This window comes from Methylobacter tundripaludum SV96 (assembly GCF_000190755.2).
GTDB lineage: Bacteria > Pseudomonadota > Gammaproteobacteria > Methylococcales > Methylomonadaceae > Methylobacter_A > Methylobacter_A tundripaludum.
This window is the reverse complement of the sequence record NZ_JH109154.1, coordinates 31,524-49,560: the sequence shown is the minus strand read 5'-3', so window position 1 is coordinate 49,560 and position 18,037 is coordinate 31,524. Positions and strand designations below refer to the sequence as shown.

Genomic DNA, 18,037 nt, shown 5'->3' with positions numbered 1-18,037 from the left:
TTAGCTGCTACTACTTTTACGTTTGGAGTGCAGGCTTCGCCTGCAAACGCAAGCAAAGCTTGCACTCCTAATGTTGCCTCTCGTTCCCACGCGCTACGCCAGGAATCACGAACAACGTCCTATGTATACAGAACGCGGTGAATGGAAACGAGCCAATCGACTGGAGCTGCCTGGAAATGACCCTTTCAACAATTCACTGCCCTGCCCTGTTCATCACCGCGCCCGGCTCCAATCACGGCAAGACCACCATCACTGCAGCGCTTGCCCGTTATCACGTCGAGCAAGGCCGCAAAGTCCGGGTGTTTAAATCCGGCCCCGACTTTCTCGATCCGATGATACTCGAACGCGCCTGCGGCCTGCCGGTGTACCAACTTGATCTGTGGATGATGGGCGAAACTGAATGTCGGCGATTGTTATATGAGGCCGCGCTGGAAGCCGATTTAATACTGATTGAGGGCGTTATGGGCTTGTTTGATGGCGAGCCTTGCAGCGCCGATGTGGCCGAACTATTCTCGGTGCCGGTGATGGCGGTGATTGATGCGACCGGTGCCGCCCAAACGCTGGGAGCACTTGCCTACGGACTCGCCAACTATCGGCCTGGACTCAAATTCTCCGGTGTTTTAGCCAATAATATCGCCAGCCCGCGGCATAACGAAATGATCATGCAAGGCATGCCGCCGGATCTATGCTACTTCGGCGGGATACCCCGCGATAACCGGTTTGTATTGCCGGAACGACATCTGGGTCTGGTTCAGGCGGAAGAAGTGCTTGATCTCGAATCGCGAATGTCGGCCGCCGCAACGGCAATTGCCGTGACCGGGCTGGCGAATTTTCCGGAGTCTGTGGAATTTACAGCGCCAGAACAGGAAACGCCGCCTCAACTGTTATCGGGTATCCGCATCGGCGTTGCCCGCGATACCGCGTTTTCATTTATTTACGCAGCCAATCTGGATGTGCTGCGGACGATGGGAGCCACACTGATTTTCTTTTCGCCGCTTGCAGATAAAGCACTGCCCGATGTTGACAGCATTTATCTGCCGGGTGGTTATCCCGAACTGCATTTGCAAACGCTACAGGATAATCCGTCGATGAAAGCGGCATTGCAAATGCATTTCCAGCAAGGCAAACCCATTTACGCCGAATGCGGCGGCATGTTGTATTTGCTGGAATCGATCGTCGATAAAGCCGGGAATCGCGGTGAGATGGTTGGCCTCTTGCCGGGACACGCCATCATGCAAAACCGGCTGAAAGGTTTGGGTTTTCAATCGGCGCCTATGGCCGGTGGCGTATTGCGCAGCCATGCTTTTCACCACTCCCTTATCGAAACACCGCTGGTCCCTATTGCCTTTGGCGAGCGTGTGCATAACACTTCAGCAGGGGAAGCCATTTATCAGCTAAACCGGCTGACTGCCAGTTACCTGCACTGTTATTTTGCGTCAAATCCCACTGCTGCCGCACAATTGTTTTTACCTTAACGAAAACAGAACGACACTTCTATCCCAGTTTAAAACTCTTCCCAACCGCCGCTGTCAGTAGATTGAGGATCCAGTTTGACCATATGTCCCACGGGATCATGATCGGTTTCCTTCGCAACCGGTGCTGTAGCAAACGAACTGTCCGCAGCACGGCTATCGCCATCCATTTTAAAGTGCGTTACCGTGACCGTCAGCTGCTGCGTTTGTTCTTCCAACGATGCTGCGGCGGCTGTGGCTTGTTCTACCAAGGCGGCATTTTGCTGGGTTACATCATCCATCTGGCAAATGGCCAGATTCACTTGCTCAATACCGGCGGTTTGCTCTGCGGATGCCGCGCTGATCTCGGACATGATGGCCGTAACGCCACGAATAGAATTAACAATATCTTCCATGGTGTTGCCGGCTTGGGTGACCAGTTTGCTGCCGTCCTCTACCTTCTCAACCGAATCACCGATCAGGTTCTTGATTTCCCCGGCAGCGGAGGCGGCGCGTTGCGCGAGACTGCGCACTTCTCCAGCCACCACGGCAAAACCTCGCCCCTGTTCTCCGGCACGCGCCGCTTCTACGGCGGCATTGAGCGCGAGTATGTTGGTCTGGAAAGCAATACTGTCTATCACGGTAATAATCTCGACAACCTTGCGCGAGGACTCATTGATCGCTTCCATCATTTTTACAACTTGACCAATCACTGTGACGCCTTTACCTGCGGTATTCGATGCACTAACGGCAAGCTCACTGGCATGTTTGGCGTTATCGCTATTCTGATGCACCGTTAAGGTCAGTTTTTGCATGCTGGCGGTGGTTTGCTCCAAACTGTTTGCCTGCACTTCGGTGCGATGCGACAAAGACATGTTGCCGTGTGCAATTTTTTTAGCGGCCGTGTGGATTGATTCGGCAACATCCTTGATTTGACCGATAGTATTGTTGAGGTCATCCACCGTGGAATTGGCATCCTCCTTAAGTTGTCCGAAGGTGCCTGAATAATGATTAATAATCTTTTCAGTCAAATCACCGTGGGATAAGGCATTGAATACCCGTACCGTTTCATTGAGACCGCTTTCGCTGGTTTGCATCAGTTGATTGATTGATTCGCTCAGCTCACGATAAAAGCCTGTCTTGCCTTGCATGACAATGCGCTGGGTAAAATCCCCCATAACCGCTGCAACCAAAATAACGGCCACTTCTTTTTCCACCATGACCTCGGAGGTGCGATCCAGCCATTCGGCTACCGAACCCATGCGCTTGCCTTTGGTGTTAATTACCGGACTGGCAGTGACCATCATATAACGTTCGCCCCAATTAATACTGATGGGACTCAAGCAGCCGGTTGCATCGCTAAGTAATTGCGCCTGATGCGAGGGAATCTTGTGAAAGCTATCAATATTGGTGCCTACCAGATTATCAACGGAGAAATTGGGCAACAGTTTGCGGATATCGGCTTGGGCTTCGTCAAACATATTGATCACCGAGTTATTGGCGTAAATAATGTTACGGTCGGTATCCGCTATCATCACGCCGGTGCTGACGTTGTCCAATGCAATCTTAATGCGCAAATGTTCATCGGCAATACGTTGAGCTTCCGCGACATCGAAGCCCAGCCTGATCTGCATCGCTTTGAGAGCCGCCAGCACCCTGCCGATCTCATCCATGGCTTTGATTTCAATAACGTTAGTGTAATTACCCTGGGCAATTTGACCGAAATGGCTAATGGTGGCATTAAGCGGACGCACGATGGAACGCAATAAAGAAAAACTCAACCACAGCGCCAGTAAAATACCCGAAGCGATCAAGACGCCAGCTATTTCGCGGGTGCTGTAATAACGCGACTGACTGGCATCGGATTCCTGTTTGGCAATACCGACCTGTAATTGCAATAGCTTCTGAATACCCTCCCCGACCGGCTCGTAAAGGGGATTAACCTTGCCCTCGATAATCTTGCGGGCAAGCCCGGCATCATTGCTGCGCAATGCTGAAATAGCCGGTTGCAGGCCTTCCATGACAAAGCGGTTTTTGTCATCCGCAACTTTATCCGCCAGCATTTTTTCATCCGGACCCAGCGAGTTTTCAATGTATGCCTCCCAGATCCGGGTGATGGTTGCGATGTTTTGTTCCACTTCGGCAAGATTTTTTTGAACCAACTCGGGCGTAGGGTTGAACAAGCTGGCGGTAATCCGCAACTGATTGGTAAGCAGCAGTTTCTGAACCTGGAAAATCTGGTTCGAAGGCAGCATGCGATTGGTATGAACAGTGCGCAAACCGTCGCTGGCCTTACTCATGCCGAAAAGTCCCATACCGCCGATAATGAGCAGCAGGGCTGACATGATAGCGATAACCATCAATAAACGGGCTTTGATGCTGATGTTTTCTAAGGACGGGAATCGCCCGGTCAGCGTTTTTTTGGCGATTTTTCCATCCTGGATTTTTAAATGACCCGCCTTGCCTTCGCGAAATTTTTGATAGGCATCGACGGCCTCTGCAACCTGATTTTGGCTGGGCTTGCTGCGTACCGACATATAGCCGACCAACTTATCATTTTCATAATAAGGGGTAACATTGGCCAATACCCAATAAAAATCGCCGTTTTTGCAGCGATTCTTGACCACCCCGGTCCATGGCCGACCTGCTTTTATCGACTTCCAAAAATCCTCGAAAATTTCTGCCGGCATGTCCGGATGACGGATTATATTGTGCGATGCGCCAATCAGCTCTTCCCTGGTAAACCCGCAAATTCGGATAAAATCCTCATTAGCGTAGGTAATCACCCCTTTTAGATCGGCTTTGGTAACAATGAAATCCGTCTCTGCAAGAGCATGTTCAACATTGGTGATCGGCATGTTAATTTTCATGGGGATGTTGTTTTTCTTGGAAATGACACAAATAATTTAAAAATTTTGCAATGAGGCGCACCGCGCACATCGTTATACACAACTTCGCCCCAGAACGTCATATCGGGAATCGTCATATCGGCATCCCTGCCGAAATGACGGTGTTCCGCAGGCACTTGTTTATAAAGGTGAGCACACCGGCTTGGGAATGATGAAAGCCGCAACCGGATTAACGATTATCCACGGTAAAGAATGCCATAACCTGTTGCAGCTGCATGGCTTGGCCGCTCAGTTCTTCCGCTGTGGCGGCAAGCTGTTCGGAACCCGATGCATTTTGTTGTGCGGCTTTATCCAATTGACCGACCGCATCGCTGATCTGGCCGATGCCTTGGGCCTGCTCTTCTGAAGACGCGGTAATCTCTTCGACCAAATCCGCCGTTTTCTGAATATTAGGCACCATTTTTTCCAACAGGATACCGGCGTCTTCGGCAATCTTGACACTGTTCTTTGCCAGGCTATTGATTTCTTGCGCCGTTACCCGGCTGTTTTCCGCCAGTTTTCTTACCTCTGCGGCAACCACGGTAAAGCCTTTGCCGTGTTCGCCTGCCCGCGCAGCTTCAATCGCAGCATTGAGCGACAACAGATTGGTTTTATAAGCAATATCTTCAATCAAACCGATTTTATCGGCGATTTCTTTCATCGCTTCCACCGTGCGCCTCACGGCTTCCCCGCCATTGGTAGCTTCTTCCGCAGCCGTGGTAGCCATGCTGTTGGTTATTTTGGCGTTATCGGCATTTTGTTTGACTGATGCACTCAACTCTTCGATGGACGCCGTGGTTTGCTCGACGCCTGAAGCCTGTTCGGTAGCGCTTTGGCTGATGGATTGGGCGGTCGCGCTGATTTCCTGCGACGCGCTGCCCAAGGCGTCGGAATTGGTGCGCACTTGCTGAACAACGCTGCTGAGCTGGTCGCGCATGGTTTGCAATGCACTGGCCAGGACGCCGATCTCATCTTTCTGGTCAATATCAATCCGGGCAGTAAGATCTCCCTTTGATAAAGACTCGGCAAATTTAACACCTAAAATAATCGGCTTGGTGATCATTGAAGCCAAAAAAAACGCAATAATAACACCTAAAATTATCGAAAGAATAATGGTACCAATGATGATCTTGTTGGCTTCGCTGACCAGTTGGTTTGCATCGTTACGGGCATTACCTAATTGAACGTAACCAGCTGCTTCGGCATCTTGCGCCTGCTTGATGACACTACTGCCCAATCTCGACATATCCGCTAAAATAATTTTCTTTTGACTATTATTTTCTATCCAAGTTTTGGCGGCCTCATGATAATCTCGAGTTATATTGCGTGAATCGGCAATAAATTTAAGTGCTTCGTCACTGCTCACTATTTTTTGCAGGTCGTCATATAACTGCATTAACTCAGGCAATAAAACCCCCATTTTTTTCCAAGCAACCCGATCCTGATAATTAACCTCTTCTTTTTCAGCGCGCATTATTTGCATCGCTTTTACAGAAATGCCGGTCGCAATAATATAGCGCTGCACATAGGCATCAAGCTCTTGACCAGTTAACCCTTTTTTCTGCGCTTCGGTGTACAGTCTTACCTGCCTGTCCAAAAAACCATCTGCGGCATTAGCTACCGCATTACCTTTTTCAACCATATTGGCAACGGCTTGCTTATTGTCTTTCATCACCTTAACTGCGGCTCTATATTTATCAATATACTGACCTATGCCTTCCCGAGCATTTTTTGATTGCTCTAATAGCTCAGTATTCTTATATTCCTTTGCCACCGTATCGACTTTATCCAAGTACCCGATCAGCTCTTTAACATTCTGTTCAGCACGTTGTTGAACTTCATCTGTTTCTTCTAGCAGATAATTTTTTTCTTCAATGTAAGTCGTCAGCGCCATACGCTCGACCCCGGTTGCATATTCAATCGCCTTACCGTTGTTGTCGGTAATTCCGAACAGCGAGCCTGACACTTTGCCGATATACAGCTTTGACAACAGGCCAAATCCGCAGGTAATCAATACCAACAGCAAGGCTCCGGTTAATATCTTGGTTTTTATACTTAAGTCTTTTACGTTCATAAATAATGAATCCTTGGAGGGTTAATCAATTTAGTGCCGAGAAACTGGCTTCTTTGCTTGCATTGCCGCTTTCGTAATCGGCAACTTGTTTGAGCTGAGATAATTCTTTTATCGAAAGTACGCGGTTGATATTCAACAAGATAATAAACTCGTCACCCACTCGTCCCATCGACTGAATAAAATCAGTCCGAATATCAGCGCCAAAATCAGGCGGCGGCATGATGTTCGCTTCGGGAATTTCCAGAATTTCATCAACGGCATCGACCAACATACCCAGTAACTGGGCATCCTCTTTGTATTCAACCTGCACCAGTACAATACAACTGCGTTTGGTTATTTCGCTACTTTGCCGACCCAGGCGTGCCGACAAATCGATTACCGGCACGACATTACCGCGCAGATTGATAACGCCGCGTATATAGTCCGGCGTCATCGGCACGTCGGTAATCGTGTTGATTTCGATGATTTCTTTGACGTCCAGAATGCTGATAGCCAGATTCTCGTTGCCTGCCTGAAAAGTAAGATACTGGCGTAGTTGGTCCTGAGCCATTAACTCGGTTTTGTTTTCTTGCTTATGTATTAATTGGTTCATGGTTCATTCTGCCTGTCAAAATCGTTCAAAATCATGCTCATTAAATTCAGGTTTATTCCCTGCTGCCTTGCCGATCGGCGCAGGCTTAGGCGTTACCGGAGAAGACCCGGCCGGAGTAAAATAAGGTGCTGTTTTTTTGTTTGCAAGCATCTGCCTGGTAGACTGAACCGGTTGAACTCTAGCGGTGCAGCCCTGGTTTGCATCCACTTTAAAGAACGCCATAACCTGTTGCAGTTGCATGGCTTGGCCGCTCAGTTCTTCGGCGGTGGCGGCAAGCTGTTCCGAACCTGATGCATTTTGTTGTGCCGCTTTATCCAATTGACCGACCGCATCGCTGATCTGGCCGATGCCTTGGGCTTGTTCTTCTGAAGACGCGGTAATCTCTTCGACCAAATCCGCCGTTTTCTGAATATTAGGCACCATTTTTTCCAGCAGAATACCGGCGTCTTCGGCAATCTTGACGCTGTTTTTAGCCAGGCTATTGATCTCTTGCGCGGTTATCCGGCTGTTTTCCGCCAGCTTTCTTACCTCTGCGGCAACCACGGTAAAGCCTTTGCCGTGTTCGCCGGCCAAGGCCGCCTCAATCGCCGCATTGAGCGATAACAGATTGGTTTTATAGGCAATATCTTCAATCAAACCGATTTTATCGGCGATTTCCTTCATTGCCTCCACCGTGCGCTTTACCGCTTGTCCGCCATTGGCAGCTTCTGCCGCTGCGGTCGTTGCCATGCCATTGGTCAGCTTGGCGTTATCTGCGTTTTGTTTGACCGATGCGTTCAACTCTTCGATAGAGGCCGTGGTCTGTTCAACACCTGAAGCCTGTTCGGTAGCGCTTTGACTGATGGACTGGGCGGTTGCGCTGATTTCCTGCGAGGCGCTGCCCAAGGCATCGGAATTAGTGCGAACTTGTTGCACGACGCCGCTAAGTTGATCGCGCATTTTGGTCATTGATTGAGCCAAGATGCCGATTTCATCGTTTTGCTCAAGATCAATACGCGCGGTAAGGTCGCCTTTCGCTAAAGATTCTGCAAACTGTTGCATCGCAAACAGGGAGCGCGAAATGCCACGAATCAGCATAAAACCGATAAACATGGACAGTAACAACCCCACTGCCAGCAGAATTATCGAAATAAAACGGCTTTCTTCATAACGGATTTGAGCGGCGTCATATTCCTGTTTGGCGACATCCAGCTGTAACTGCGTCAGCGCATCAATGCCTTCGCCGACAGGCACAAATAATGGACGCACCGCCTCCCTGATGGTTTTTTCCACGGCGTCTGTATTTCCGGCAAGAAGATATTCCATGGTGGGATTTAACCCTTCGACAACAAAGCGCTTACGATCTATTGCAAACTTATCGGCCAGTTTCTTTTCTTCCACGGTCAGGGTAGTCGCCATGTACTCATCCCATATCCTGTTAATATCGACAATATTTTTCTTAATCAGTTCTATGTTTTTCTGGTTTTCTTCCTTGAACACCAAGGTATTGGTGATTGCAAGACGATTGCTTAGCAATTTCGCCTTGATTTCGCCCAGCTGCCCCATCGGAATAGTGCGGTCGACATAAACGGTGAGCAAGCCTTCATTGGCTTTTTTCATCCCGTCCAGGCCAAGTATCCCCATAGAAATGGCGAGCAAGGACATAAGACCCACAACCAGAATCAGGCGGGCTTTGATAGTCAGGTTATTTAGCATGGTAAAATTTCCGTTGATGTTCTTGTTTTTAAATCGTTAATAGCCATAACGTACCTTTTTGACTTTAAACACTCGACGACAATGCCAAAGTGGGATTTACCTGCTTTTTCGCGTGTTGAATAAGTCCTTGCACATCAAGAATTAACGCGACATCTCCACTACCCAACACAGTTGCGCCGCCTATGCCGTTAAGATTCTCAAACAGCTTGCCGAGCGGTTTGATCACGGTTTGATTTTCGCCGTGCAATTCATCCACGACAAACCCCGCTTTTGCCTCGCCGAAACGCACGACGACGAGACTTTCCCGTTGCGTATGCGTGTGTTTTTTATTCTTGTGGAAAAAATCGCCCAAACGCAAATAGGGCAAAACTTGGCCGCGCAAATTGACATAATGTTGGGTATCATCGATTTGCCATTCATCGCTGTTCATTTCGACGCATTCTTCGACCATACTCAGCGGGATGATGTAGCGTTCTTTTTGCGCTTCCACCATGAACCCATCAATAATCGCCAGCGTTAGCGGCAGGTGTATCGTTACCGTGGTGCCTTGCCCCAATTCGCTATCAACGGAGACGCTGCCGCGCAATGCCTCGATATTGCGCTTGACCACGTCCATGCCGACGCCCCGACCGGACAGGTTGCTGGCCTCTTCTTTAGTGCTTAAGCCGGGCTCAAAAATAAGATGGTAAATCTCGCTCTTGCTGAGCACTTGATCCTGTTTAACCAGCCCTTTAGCTACCGCTTTGGCGACGATTTTTTCCGGGTCCAGCCCTTTGCCGTCATCACTGATCTGGATCACGATGCGTCCCGAGTCATGATAGGCATTAAGCTGTATGGTGCCTTTCTCAGGCTTGCCTGCCCGTAGTCGCTCTGCGGGCGTTTCGATGCCATGATCGAGCGAATTGCGCACCAGATGGGTCAGCGGATCGTTGATTTTTTCGACCACGGTTTTATCCAGTTCGGATTCACCGCCGGTGATTTGCAATTGAATTTGCTTGCCCAATTCCTTGCTGACGTCATGCACCACTCTTTGGAAGCGCGTAAAGGTTTCGCCAATTTGCACCATGCGCAATTGCAATGCGGTGTCGCGTATGTCTTCCACCAGATGACTCATGGTCGAGGCGACATCGTCGACATCGGATAAGCCGTGCTTATCGACCATCAGCCGCATCGCGGCGCCTGAAATGACCAGCTCGCCGACCAGATTTATCAGATAACCCAGTTTGGCCGCATCGACCCGGATGTAATTGGATTCCTTGTTGACTTTTTGTTTGACGGCTTCTTGTTTTTTTAGCGCCTGTTCTACCACAGGCTGCTGCAAGATATTTTTATCCACCAACATCTCGCCGAGAGGTTTCGTATCGAGATTATCATCGGCACACTGCTCATTGAGTGTGTGTGCGACTTCTTTTTCAGTTAAGGCGCCGATCTCAATCAGCATTTCGCCTAAGCGTTTAACCTGATCTTCCGGCAAATCCGCCAGCAACTGTAGGTAGTGTTCCTGTCTGGAATTTGGCGGCAAAATAGTAATATCGCAATCGTCTTCGGCGAACTCGAATACGTCCTCTATGGTTCTCTTGTCGGCATTGCTGCTGAAGGCTATTTTAAAATTAAGATAACAGTCTTCGGGGTCCATATCCTCTATACGAGGAAGCGTCGGCATGGTAATAATCACTTCATTGATTTTACCCAGCGTTTGCAAATAGCGAATAAACGATAACGGATCCATGCCGTTGCGTAGCGCGTTTTGTTTGAAAGCCAGGCTGATAACCCAGTTGTCGCTGCTATCCGTGGTGTTGTCATCAACCTCAAAATGATCGGCTTTTTCCTCTTGCGTCGAGGGCATTCCGCCGACCGCCGCCGATTGACCGGTTAATTGGGCAATCAGCGCCCGACTTTGTTGATGCAGCGATTCCGGCAGCGGTTCGTCTTCGTTGAAAAGAAAATGTTGAATGATCTGTGCCGTGTGGTCTTTACAGGCTAACAAAACAGAGACCAGTTCGGCGTCAATCGCCCGCTCGCCATTTCTAACCCGATCTAATACGGTTTCGGCTTCATGGGTGAAGGCGACCACATCGTCAAAACCAAACAACCCGGAAGAGCCTTTGATGGTATGCATGGCGCGAAAAATACTGTTGATGCAATCGGCGTCATCAGGCGTCCCTTCCAAACCTAATAAGGCTTCTTCCATGGCCGCCAGTAACTCGTCAACTTCCTGGGAAAAGGTTTCCAGGGCGGGATTTATATCGCTCATGATTTTTTCCAATTAGCGGGGATAACAATGGGATCGCCAAAATACATGCCGAGTTTAAGCAGCTCGAAAATCTCAATCACCGCTTCGCTATGCCTAAGCAAGCGCAGGGTAAATCCGCGTTTTTGCGCTTCAGCCTTTAGCAACAGCAACAACTGCAAACCTGCGCTGTCTATTTCGGCAACAGCCGATAAATCAAGTTGCAACTCCTGCGTACCCGCATGGCAATAGCCTAACAGGGTTTCTTTTAGCGACTGTGCATTGTAGATAGTCATGTCATCCATAATAGGCACACACAGTATCCCGTCGTTTTTATTGGCTTTTGCGGTCATGACATCTCTCAAATAAGGGATAGGGTTAAGGCAGCACTAATTTGGCGACGGCCGCGAGTAAGATAGGTGGCTGAAAGGGTTTGGTCACCCACGCTTTAGCACCGGCTTCTTTGGCCGCGCGTTTTTTATCTTCTTCCATTTCAGTGGTCAGCATGATGATCGGAGTGAATTTGTAACTGTCGAGCTGTTTAACCGCTTTAACAAAGGCAATGCCGTCCATAACCGGCATATTAATATCACTGACAATAAGATGAATTTTAACGCCGTTCAGTTTGCCTAATGCATCCTTGCCGTCAGAGGCTTCGATCACCTCATAACCTGCTCCTTTAAGTGCAATCCCGACCACCTGTCGCATTGAAGCGGAGTCATCCACGATCATAATTGTTTTCGCCATAAGTAAAAGCCTACCTTTGTATTAAAAAAAAGTTAATTCGTCCGAGCTGTCCGGTGCATGATCAGGCCGCGAGCTAACCGACTTGTAGTTTTCTTCTATATGCTCTACGGCTTCATCGACCCGGAGCATGTTGCCATCGCGGTTACTGCCTTGCTCTTGTATCTTTTCAATGGTTTTTTGCAGATTCAGCAAGTTATTTTCAACTTGCATCAATATTTGACTGACGCGATCCTGAAACTGCAAGGCTACCAATACATTATTAATTTCGCCGCGGATTTGCTCGGCATTGTTTCTAAGCGTGCCGGCGTTGTCGCGGTAATGGGCCAAGGCCAGACTCAAGTGGGATAACGTTTGTTCGATATTGGCTTCGGCCTGAAACAGGGTTGAATCATCGACCTGCGCGGCATTTTTCGCTATTTTTAACGCAGCAGTTACGGCGGCAATCGTATCGTTGACCTGGCTGCCCAAGCGCTGATCGATGTGTAAAAAATCATCCGCCAATTTACGCGCGTCATTCTCAATAACTTCAAAGCCGTCGGCTAAAGAGGCTTCATTAGCCGCGCTAAGCGCCAACCGGTTGATTCGTCCGGTCAGGTTACGTATCTCGGTCGACATGGCATTCAGTCCGCTCATGTGCCCGGATAATTTTTGCAGTTCGCCTAAAACATCGTGGTCTGCTTTATGAGCCTGTTTGAGCACTTCCAGAACAGGTTGCAGCAGCTCGCGACTGGTAGTAATTACATTGTCCAAGTGATAATGCTGCCCATCCAAGGTATTATCGGCACTGTCGACAATCAGCTGAAGTTCGCCAACCATGTCGGCAAAACGACTTGTTAACGAGATAATCTCCTGCTCGGTATGTTCACGCGAAACCATTACGTGTTGGGAAAGTATGGGGCTGATGGTCAACAGCAACCGCTCCAATTCGGTGGTATAAGTCGCAACCGTATCGATCTTGCCGATTTCGTCCTGTTCCCAACGGGAATTGATTTGCGTCAATTGGTTAACATAGCGGTACCACAAGAGCAAACCGCTTCCTATCCCGCACAGCACCAACAATAGGCTGATAACCACGCCATACAAAGTCGCCCCGCTTTGCCAGACCATGATTATCCCACTCAAAATAACCGGCAATGCGGGTAATGAACCGTACAGAAATTTAGTGTCGATGTTATTTTGGCCGTTCCGCATTCAAACCTCCGTTGTTCTAGTAGACTAGCTAGTTTAATATGTATTTATACGTAGTTCTAATTTTCTTATAAAACGGAAGTTTATTATCAGTCTTGAACCCATCAACGCCGAAGAGTTTGCCCATTTCAGGCGTGTCATTTACGATCATGCAGGCATCGCGCTGGCACCGGAAAAAAAAATCATGGTGGCCAGCCGGTTGGCTAAACGCTTGCTGCATTACGGCCTGCAAACTTACGGGCAATACTACCAATTGCTCAATTCAGGACAACATCCCCACGAATTTCAATTGATGGTTAATATCCTGACCACCAATGAAACGTATTTTTTTCGCGAACCCAAGCATTTCAGTTTTCTTCAGGAACAGATTATCAAGTCCTGGCGAGGCGATAATTTCCGTCTATGGAGCGCGGCAAGCTCCACCGGCGAAGAAAGTTATTCGCTCGGCATGACCTTGGCTGAAGGCTTGGGCATGAGAAAATGGGAAATATTCGGCTCCGATGTCAATACCGAGGTATTGGCAACCGCGCAAAGAGGCGTTTATTTGATGGACAGGCTGGATAATATGGACAAACGTTACCTGGACAAATATTGTCTGAAAGGCGTACGTTCTCAGGACGGCTATTTCCGCGTCGATGAAAAAATAAGAAACCGCGTCAGTTTCGGACAGGTCAACCTTAAAACTGCGCTGCCCAAAAGCCTTGGGCAATTCGATGTTATTTTTTTACGCAATGTGCTGATCTACTTTGACACGGAAACCAAACAGGATATAGTGCAGCGCGTCATTTCAGCGTTAAAGCCGGGCGGCTATTTTTTTATCAGCCATTCTGAAACCTTGCACAGTGTTAAAACCGAATTAGCCATGGTCACGCCTTCCATTTATCAAAAACCGTGCAAATAGGCCAGTATCAGGGACTGCCGAGGATCATCATCGACCCCGGCGAAAGTTATGTCACCAAAAAGGATGAAATTATTTCCACCCTGCTGGGTTCCTGCGTAGCGGCGTGTTTGTATGATCCGGTTAATCGCGTGATCGGCATGAATCATTTTTTACTGGCTCAGCAGCATTCTGCCCACAATGCGGCCCTGTTAGGCTCGGAAGGCGGGCGCTACGGCATCCATGCGATGGAGCTGCTGATTAACCAGATGCTAAAACAGGGCGCGCAACGCATTCATCTAAAAGCCAAAGCCTTTGGCGGTGGCGACGTGCTTAAACTGGGCAATGAATTACGCGGTGGACAATCCATAGGCGCAGTCAACTGCGAGTTTATTAAAACCTTCTTGAAAACCGAACATATCCCCTTGGTAGCCTCCAGTTTGGGCGGTCACATCGGTCGCAACATCTTTTTTCTGGCGAACGACTTTTCCGTCTATGTTAAAAGCATTGAACATGCTGAGGAACAAGCCGTTATTAAACAGGAACAACGTTTCCTGAAAAGAAATACCGCTCTACACATCCCGCAGCCATCGGATCAGGCTGATTTTTGGTAACGGCATTATTAATTAAAAACATGTCTAATGATTAAAGTATTGATAGTCGATGATTCCGCCGTGGTGCGACAGGTATTGACCGGTTTATTGGACGGCGTATCGGGCATAAAAATCATCGGCGCGGCGCCCGATCCCATTTTCGCGATGAAGAAAATGGAAAGCGAATGGCCTGATGTTATTGTGCTGGACATTGAAATGCCGCGCATGGACGGCGTGACTTTCCTTAAAAAACTGATGAGCGAGCGCCCTACTCCGGTGGTTATTTGCTCCACCTTGACGGAAAAAGGCGCGGAAGTGACCATGCAGGCGATGAGCGCCGGTGCGGTCGACATCATCACCAAGCCGAAGGTCAACTTGCGTAACTTCCTGCAAGAATCCAAAGCCACCATTATCGACGTCATCAAGGCTGCGGCGGGATCCCGACCTCGAATAATCAAATCAAGCACAGCTTCGGCCAGTCCTGTCGCGGCAAGCACAAACAGCCTGTTCGGCGTCAGCCCCCCTAAGCCGATGGTGCAAACAACCGATCGGGTAATCGTCATCGGCACCTCAACCGGCGGTACGCAGGCGTTGGAATACCTGTTTACCCAGCTGCCGCGCACTGCCCCGCCGATAGTCGTGGTTCAACACATGCCGGAACATTTTACTGCGGCTTTTGCCAAAAGGCTGGACGGTATTTGCCAAGTAACGGTAAAAGAAGCCGCGCATAATGATCGCGTCTTGCCCGGTATGGTTTTAATCGCTCCCGGCGGCAAGCACATGTTGCTGCAACGTAGCGGCGCGCAGTATCAGGTTGAAATCAAGGACGGGCCGCTGATAAGCAGACACAGGCCCTCAGTAGACGTATTATTTCGCTCCAGCGCTCAATCTGCCGGGGCCAATGCAGTCGGCATTATCCTGACCGGCATGGGCGATGACGGCGCTCACGGCATGAAAGAAATGCACGATGTCGGCGCCCTGACCATAGCCCAAGATGAAACCAGTTGCGTGGTCTACGGCATGCCTAAGGAAGCCGTCAAACTGGGCGCTGTCGATGGCATTTTGCCGTTGTCAGCCATTCCGCAACTGATTATGCAAGCGCCTACCCGGGCGCTGTTTAAAAAAGCCTAGATTCAACTCATTAGTGCAATCGACAGATGACACGGATTTAAAAAAGCACACAGCAAACGTGGCTTCGGCTTTTAAAAATCCGTTTTAAACCTCTCCAACCCGTGGACTATCAATCATAAAACAACTGTCTCAAGCCGCATCAAACTGATCATTTACGTCATCATGCTTGAGATGATGTTTTTCATCGACCGCCTTGATGCCCAAGTTACAAAAAAATCCCACCAGCAATAACCCGGCCATGATCTGCATGGTCATATTGTAAGCATCGGCTTTGGGCACGCCCTGCGCAATCTGACTTTCCCTGAGATAATTAACCAGCACCGGCCCCGCAACCCCCGCCGTAGCCCAGGCAGTGAGCAACCGACCGTGAATCGCCCCGACGTATTGGGTGCCGAAAATATCGGCCAAATAGGCCGGTATGGTCGAGAACCCGCCGCCGTACATACTCATAATCACCGCGTAACAGCCCATGAACAGCATGACGTTGTTCATTCGTCCGGTATAAGGCACGATCGAATAAAGCACGCAGCCCAGCACGAAAAAGGTGAAATAAACGTTTTTTCTGCCCAGGTAATCGGACAGCGTGGACCAGACAAAACGCCCGCCCATGTTAAAGAAGCTAAGCATGCCAACGAAAGCGGCGGCTTTCTCGGGCGTGATCTGATCCTTAAACATCTCCTGGCTCATCGCCGAAGCTTGGCCCAGTACGCCGATTCCGGCCGTCACATTCAGGCATAACACCAGCCACAACAGGTAAAACTGAGGTGTTTTAAGGACCTGCTCGACATGGACATGCTTGTCCGTAATCAACTTGCTTTTGCGCGTGTCCGGCTGAAAATTGGCAGGCAACCAGCCCTCTGCCGGCAAACGGATACTGAAAGCGCCGATCATCATAAAAACCAGGTAAATACAGCCCATGGTCACAAAAGTCTCGGCAACACCAACCGATGTCGCCGACGCAAAATGCTTCATTAAAAACACGCTTAACGGCGCGCCTATCATTGCGCCGCCACCAAAACCCATGATAGCCAAACCGGTCGCCATGCCGCGCCGATCGGGGAACCATTTAATCAGCGTTGAAACCGGCGACACATAGCCCAGCCCCAAACCGATGCCGCCCAATACGCCGTAACCCAAATACAGCAGCCAGATTGAATGCAGCTCAACGCCGGCCGCCGCAATAAAAAAGCCGCCGCTAAAGCAAAGCGCCGAGCAAAACATGGTGACGCGCGGCCCGACTTTTTCCAGCCATTTCCCGGCGAATGCGGCCGACAGCCCTAAAAACATAATAGCCAGACTGAATATCCAGCCCAAGGTGGTCAGTTTCCAATCTTCCGGCAATGACTCGGTCACGCCCAGCACCTTGGTCAACGGCAAATTAAAAACACTGAATGCGTAAACCTGGCCGATACACAGATGTACCGCCAAAGCCGCCGGAGCCGCCAGCCAACGGTTAAAACCCGGTTTGGCAATAATTCTGTCTTTCGATAAAAAGGATGAAGCTAACCATGTGGACATAAAACGTTGTTCCTGTTGTTTTTATTATAAATGTCATTAAATGCAATGGAACGCAGATAACGCAGATGAATATGATGAGCACTGATTAAAAAGCGTAAAACAACATGGCTTCGGCTTTTACATCCGTGTTCTATTAATCGTAGTTAGCATTCGCTGAATAATTACGAAAAATCATATTTTATCTTAATCATCAGCGTTATCCGCGTTCCATTTTGTTAACCGCCGAGTCGTTGAAACTTTATCCCGATAAATTGAGCGCTCAAACCTCAAACCGATTAATGCCGCGAAATACGTAAGCCGGGTTTATGCCGAAGTTATCGCGAAAGCTGTGGCTGAAATGGGTTGCATCGGCAAATCCGGCATCCAGCGCGGCTACCGTCATATTATCAACGGCGTTTAAACTTTCCAATGCTAAGAACAGCCGTTTCCATGTCCTGAAACGCCGATAAGGGACGTCAGTATGCTGTTTAAACAAATGCAAAAACCGGGACGGCGAAAGATCGGCCCTATCGGCCAGATATTGTTGTGAGAAATTGTAATCCGGCTCATCGCAGATCAGGTCGATAGCAGTCTGTACGCGCGGGTCGAGCACTAAATTCAGCTCTCCGTTACAGCGCAACAAGTCGCTCAAACAGTTTTCGATTACGGTTTTATCGGGATCCAATTCATAAATCCAGCACAATTGTTCGATCAGCTCATCATCCTGAAATAATGATAGCGACTGTTCCGGGCAGGCAAAGCGGCGCTGGAAATACAAATAGTCGGAGCTGTCCCGTTCAATAAATAATTTGCCGTGGATGCCGCCTTCAAAATCAAGCTCATGCGGAATACCGGCCGGGACAATCGCACAACGGCAACTTTGCCAGACACCGTTAGCGATCTTTATCCTGAAAGGCCGGTAAATCCCCACATGCAATGCCACTGTCGCATAAGCGTGCGCATCCAAATGCACCGACGGACCGAAATAAAGCGACCGGCTTCGCCAAATAAACAAGCGCATATAAGCAGGATAAAGTTTCAGCATAGCCAGTTTATACAAGATTTAATGAGGGC

General features: G+C 49.1%; 14 protein-coding genes. 4 read left to right on the top strand and 10 right to left on the bottom strand.

Features of this window, described 5'->3' with window-relative positions; all coding sequences use genetic code 11:
• The first annotated feature begins 176 nt into the window (after nucleotides 1–176).
• Nucleotides 177–1,475, top strand: coding sequence for a cobyrinic acid a,c-diamide synthase CobB (locus tag METTU_RS19970; protein ID WP_006893820.1), 1,299 nt, complete (start codon nucleotides 177–179; stop codon nucleotides 1,473–1,475).
• 29 nt (nucleotides 1,476–1,504) lie between these two features.
• On the opposite strand, the gene METTU_RS24875 is transcribed toward METTU_RS19970, so the two are convergent.
• From METTU_RS24875 to METTU_RS19930, 8 genes are all read right to left on the bottom strand, one after another.
• Nucleotides 1,505–4,321, bottom strand: a complete 2,817-nt coding sequence (locus METTU_RS24875) for a methyl-accepting chemotaxis protein (protein WP_006893819.1) — start codon at nucleotides 4,319–4,321, stop codon at nucleotides 1,505–1,507.
• 208 nt (nucleotides 4,322–4,529) lie between these two features.
• Nucleotides 4,530–6,413, bottom strand: a complete 1,884-nt coding sequence (locus METTU_RS19960) for a methyl-accepting chemotaxis protein (protein WP_006893818.1) — start codon at nucleotides 6,411–6,413, stop codon at nucleotides 4,530–4,532.
• Between the two features lie 25 nt (nucleotides 6,414–6,438).
• A complete protein-coding gene (locus tag METTU_RS19955; protein ID WP_006893817.1) occupies nucleotides 6,439–7,005 on the bottom strand; it encodes a chemotaxis protein CheW in 567 nt (188 codons plus the stop codon).
• 15 nt (nucleotides 7,006–7,020) lie between these two features.
• The gene (locus METTU_RS19950; protein WP_006893816.1) at nucleotides 7,021–8,700 is read right to left on the bottom strand and encodes a methyl-accepting chemotaxis protein; all 1,680 of its coding nucleotides are present in this window, start codon (nucleotides 8,698–8,700) and stop codon (nucleotides 7,021–7,023) included.
• 64 nt (nucleotides 8,701–8,764) lie between these two features.
• Nucleotides 8,765–10,954 (bottom strand): chemotaxis protein CheA, encoded by a 2,190-nt coding sequence (locus METTU_RS19945; protein ID WP_006893815.1) that lies wholly within the window; start codon nucleotides 10,952–10,954, stop codon nucleotides 8,765–8,767.
• Entirely contained in the window at nucleotides 10,951–11,283 is a 333-nt protein-coding gene (locus METTU_RS19940; protein WP_006893814.1) for an STAS domain-containing protein, read from the bottom strand. Before METTU_RS19940 ends, METTU_RS19945 begins: the two co-directional genes overlap by 4 nt.
• A 25-nt stretch (nucleotides 11,284–11,308) precedes the next feature.
• Complete coding sequence (locus METTU_RS19935) at nucleotides 11,309–11,677, bottom strand: response regulator (RefSeq protein WP_006893813.1); 369 nt, start codon at nucleotides 11,675–11,677, stop codon at nucleotides 11,309–11,311.
• Nucleotides 11,678–11,698: 21 nt separating this feature from the next.
• On the bottom strand, nucleotides 11,699–12,868 hold the full coding sequence (locus tag METTU_RS19930; protein ID WP_006893808.1) for a methyl-accepting chemotaxis protein: 1,170 nt from the start codon (nucleotides 12,866–12,868) through the stop codon (nucleotides 11,699–11,701).
• 46 nt (nucleotides 12,869–12,914) lie between these two features.
• On the opposite strand from METTU_RS19930, the gene METTU_RS19925 reads away from it, so the two are divergent.
• From METTU_RS19925 to METTU_RS19915, 3 genes are read left to right on the top strand one after another with little or no spacing between them, the layout of a single operon-like run.
• Nucleotides 12,915–13,766 (top strand): CheR family methyltransferase, encoded by an 852-nt coding sequence (locus tag METTU_RS19925; protein ID WP_436969960.1) that lies wholly within the window; start codon nucleotides 12,915–12,917, stop codon nucleotides 13,764–13,766.
• Nucleotides 13,757–14,356, top strand: coding sequence for a chemotaxis protein CheD (locus tag METTU_RS19920; RefSeq protein ID WP_006893805.1), 600 nt, complete (start codon nucleotides 13,757–13,759; stop codon nucleotides 14,354–14,356). Before METTU_RS19925 ends, METTU_RS19920 begins: the two co-directional genes overlap by 10 nt.
• A gap of 27 nt (nucleotides 14,357–14,383) precedes the next feature.
• Nucleotides 14,384–15,466, top strand: a complete 1,083-nt coding sequence (locus METTU_RS19915) for a protein-glutamate methylesterase/protein-glutamine glutaminase (protein ID WP_006893804.1) — start codon at nucleotides 14,384–14,386, stop codon at nucleotides 15,464–15,466.
• 129 nt (nucleotides 15,467–15,595) lie between these two features.
• On the opposite strand, the gene METTU_RS19910 is transcribed toward METTU_RS19915, so the two are convergent.
• The gene (locus METTU_RS19910) at nucleotides 15,596–16,984 is read right to left on the bottom strand and encodes an L-lactate MFS transporter (protein ID WP_006893803.1); all 1,389 of its coding nucleotides are present in this window, start codon (nucleotides 16,982–16,984) and stop codon (nucleotides 15,596–15,598) included.
• Nucleotides 16,985–17,243: 259 nt separating this feature from the next.
• A complete protein-coding gene (locus tag METTU_RS19905) occupies nucleotides 17,244–18,023 on the bottom strand; it encodes an AraC family transcriptional regulator (protein ID WP_217182956.1) in 780 nt (259 codons plus the stop codon).
• Between the last annotated feature and the right edge of the window lie 14 nt (nucleotides 18,024–18,037).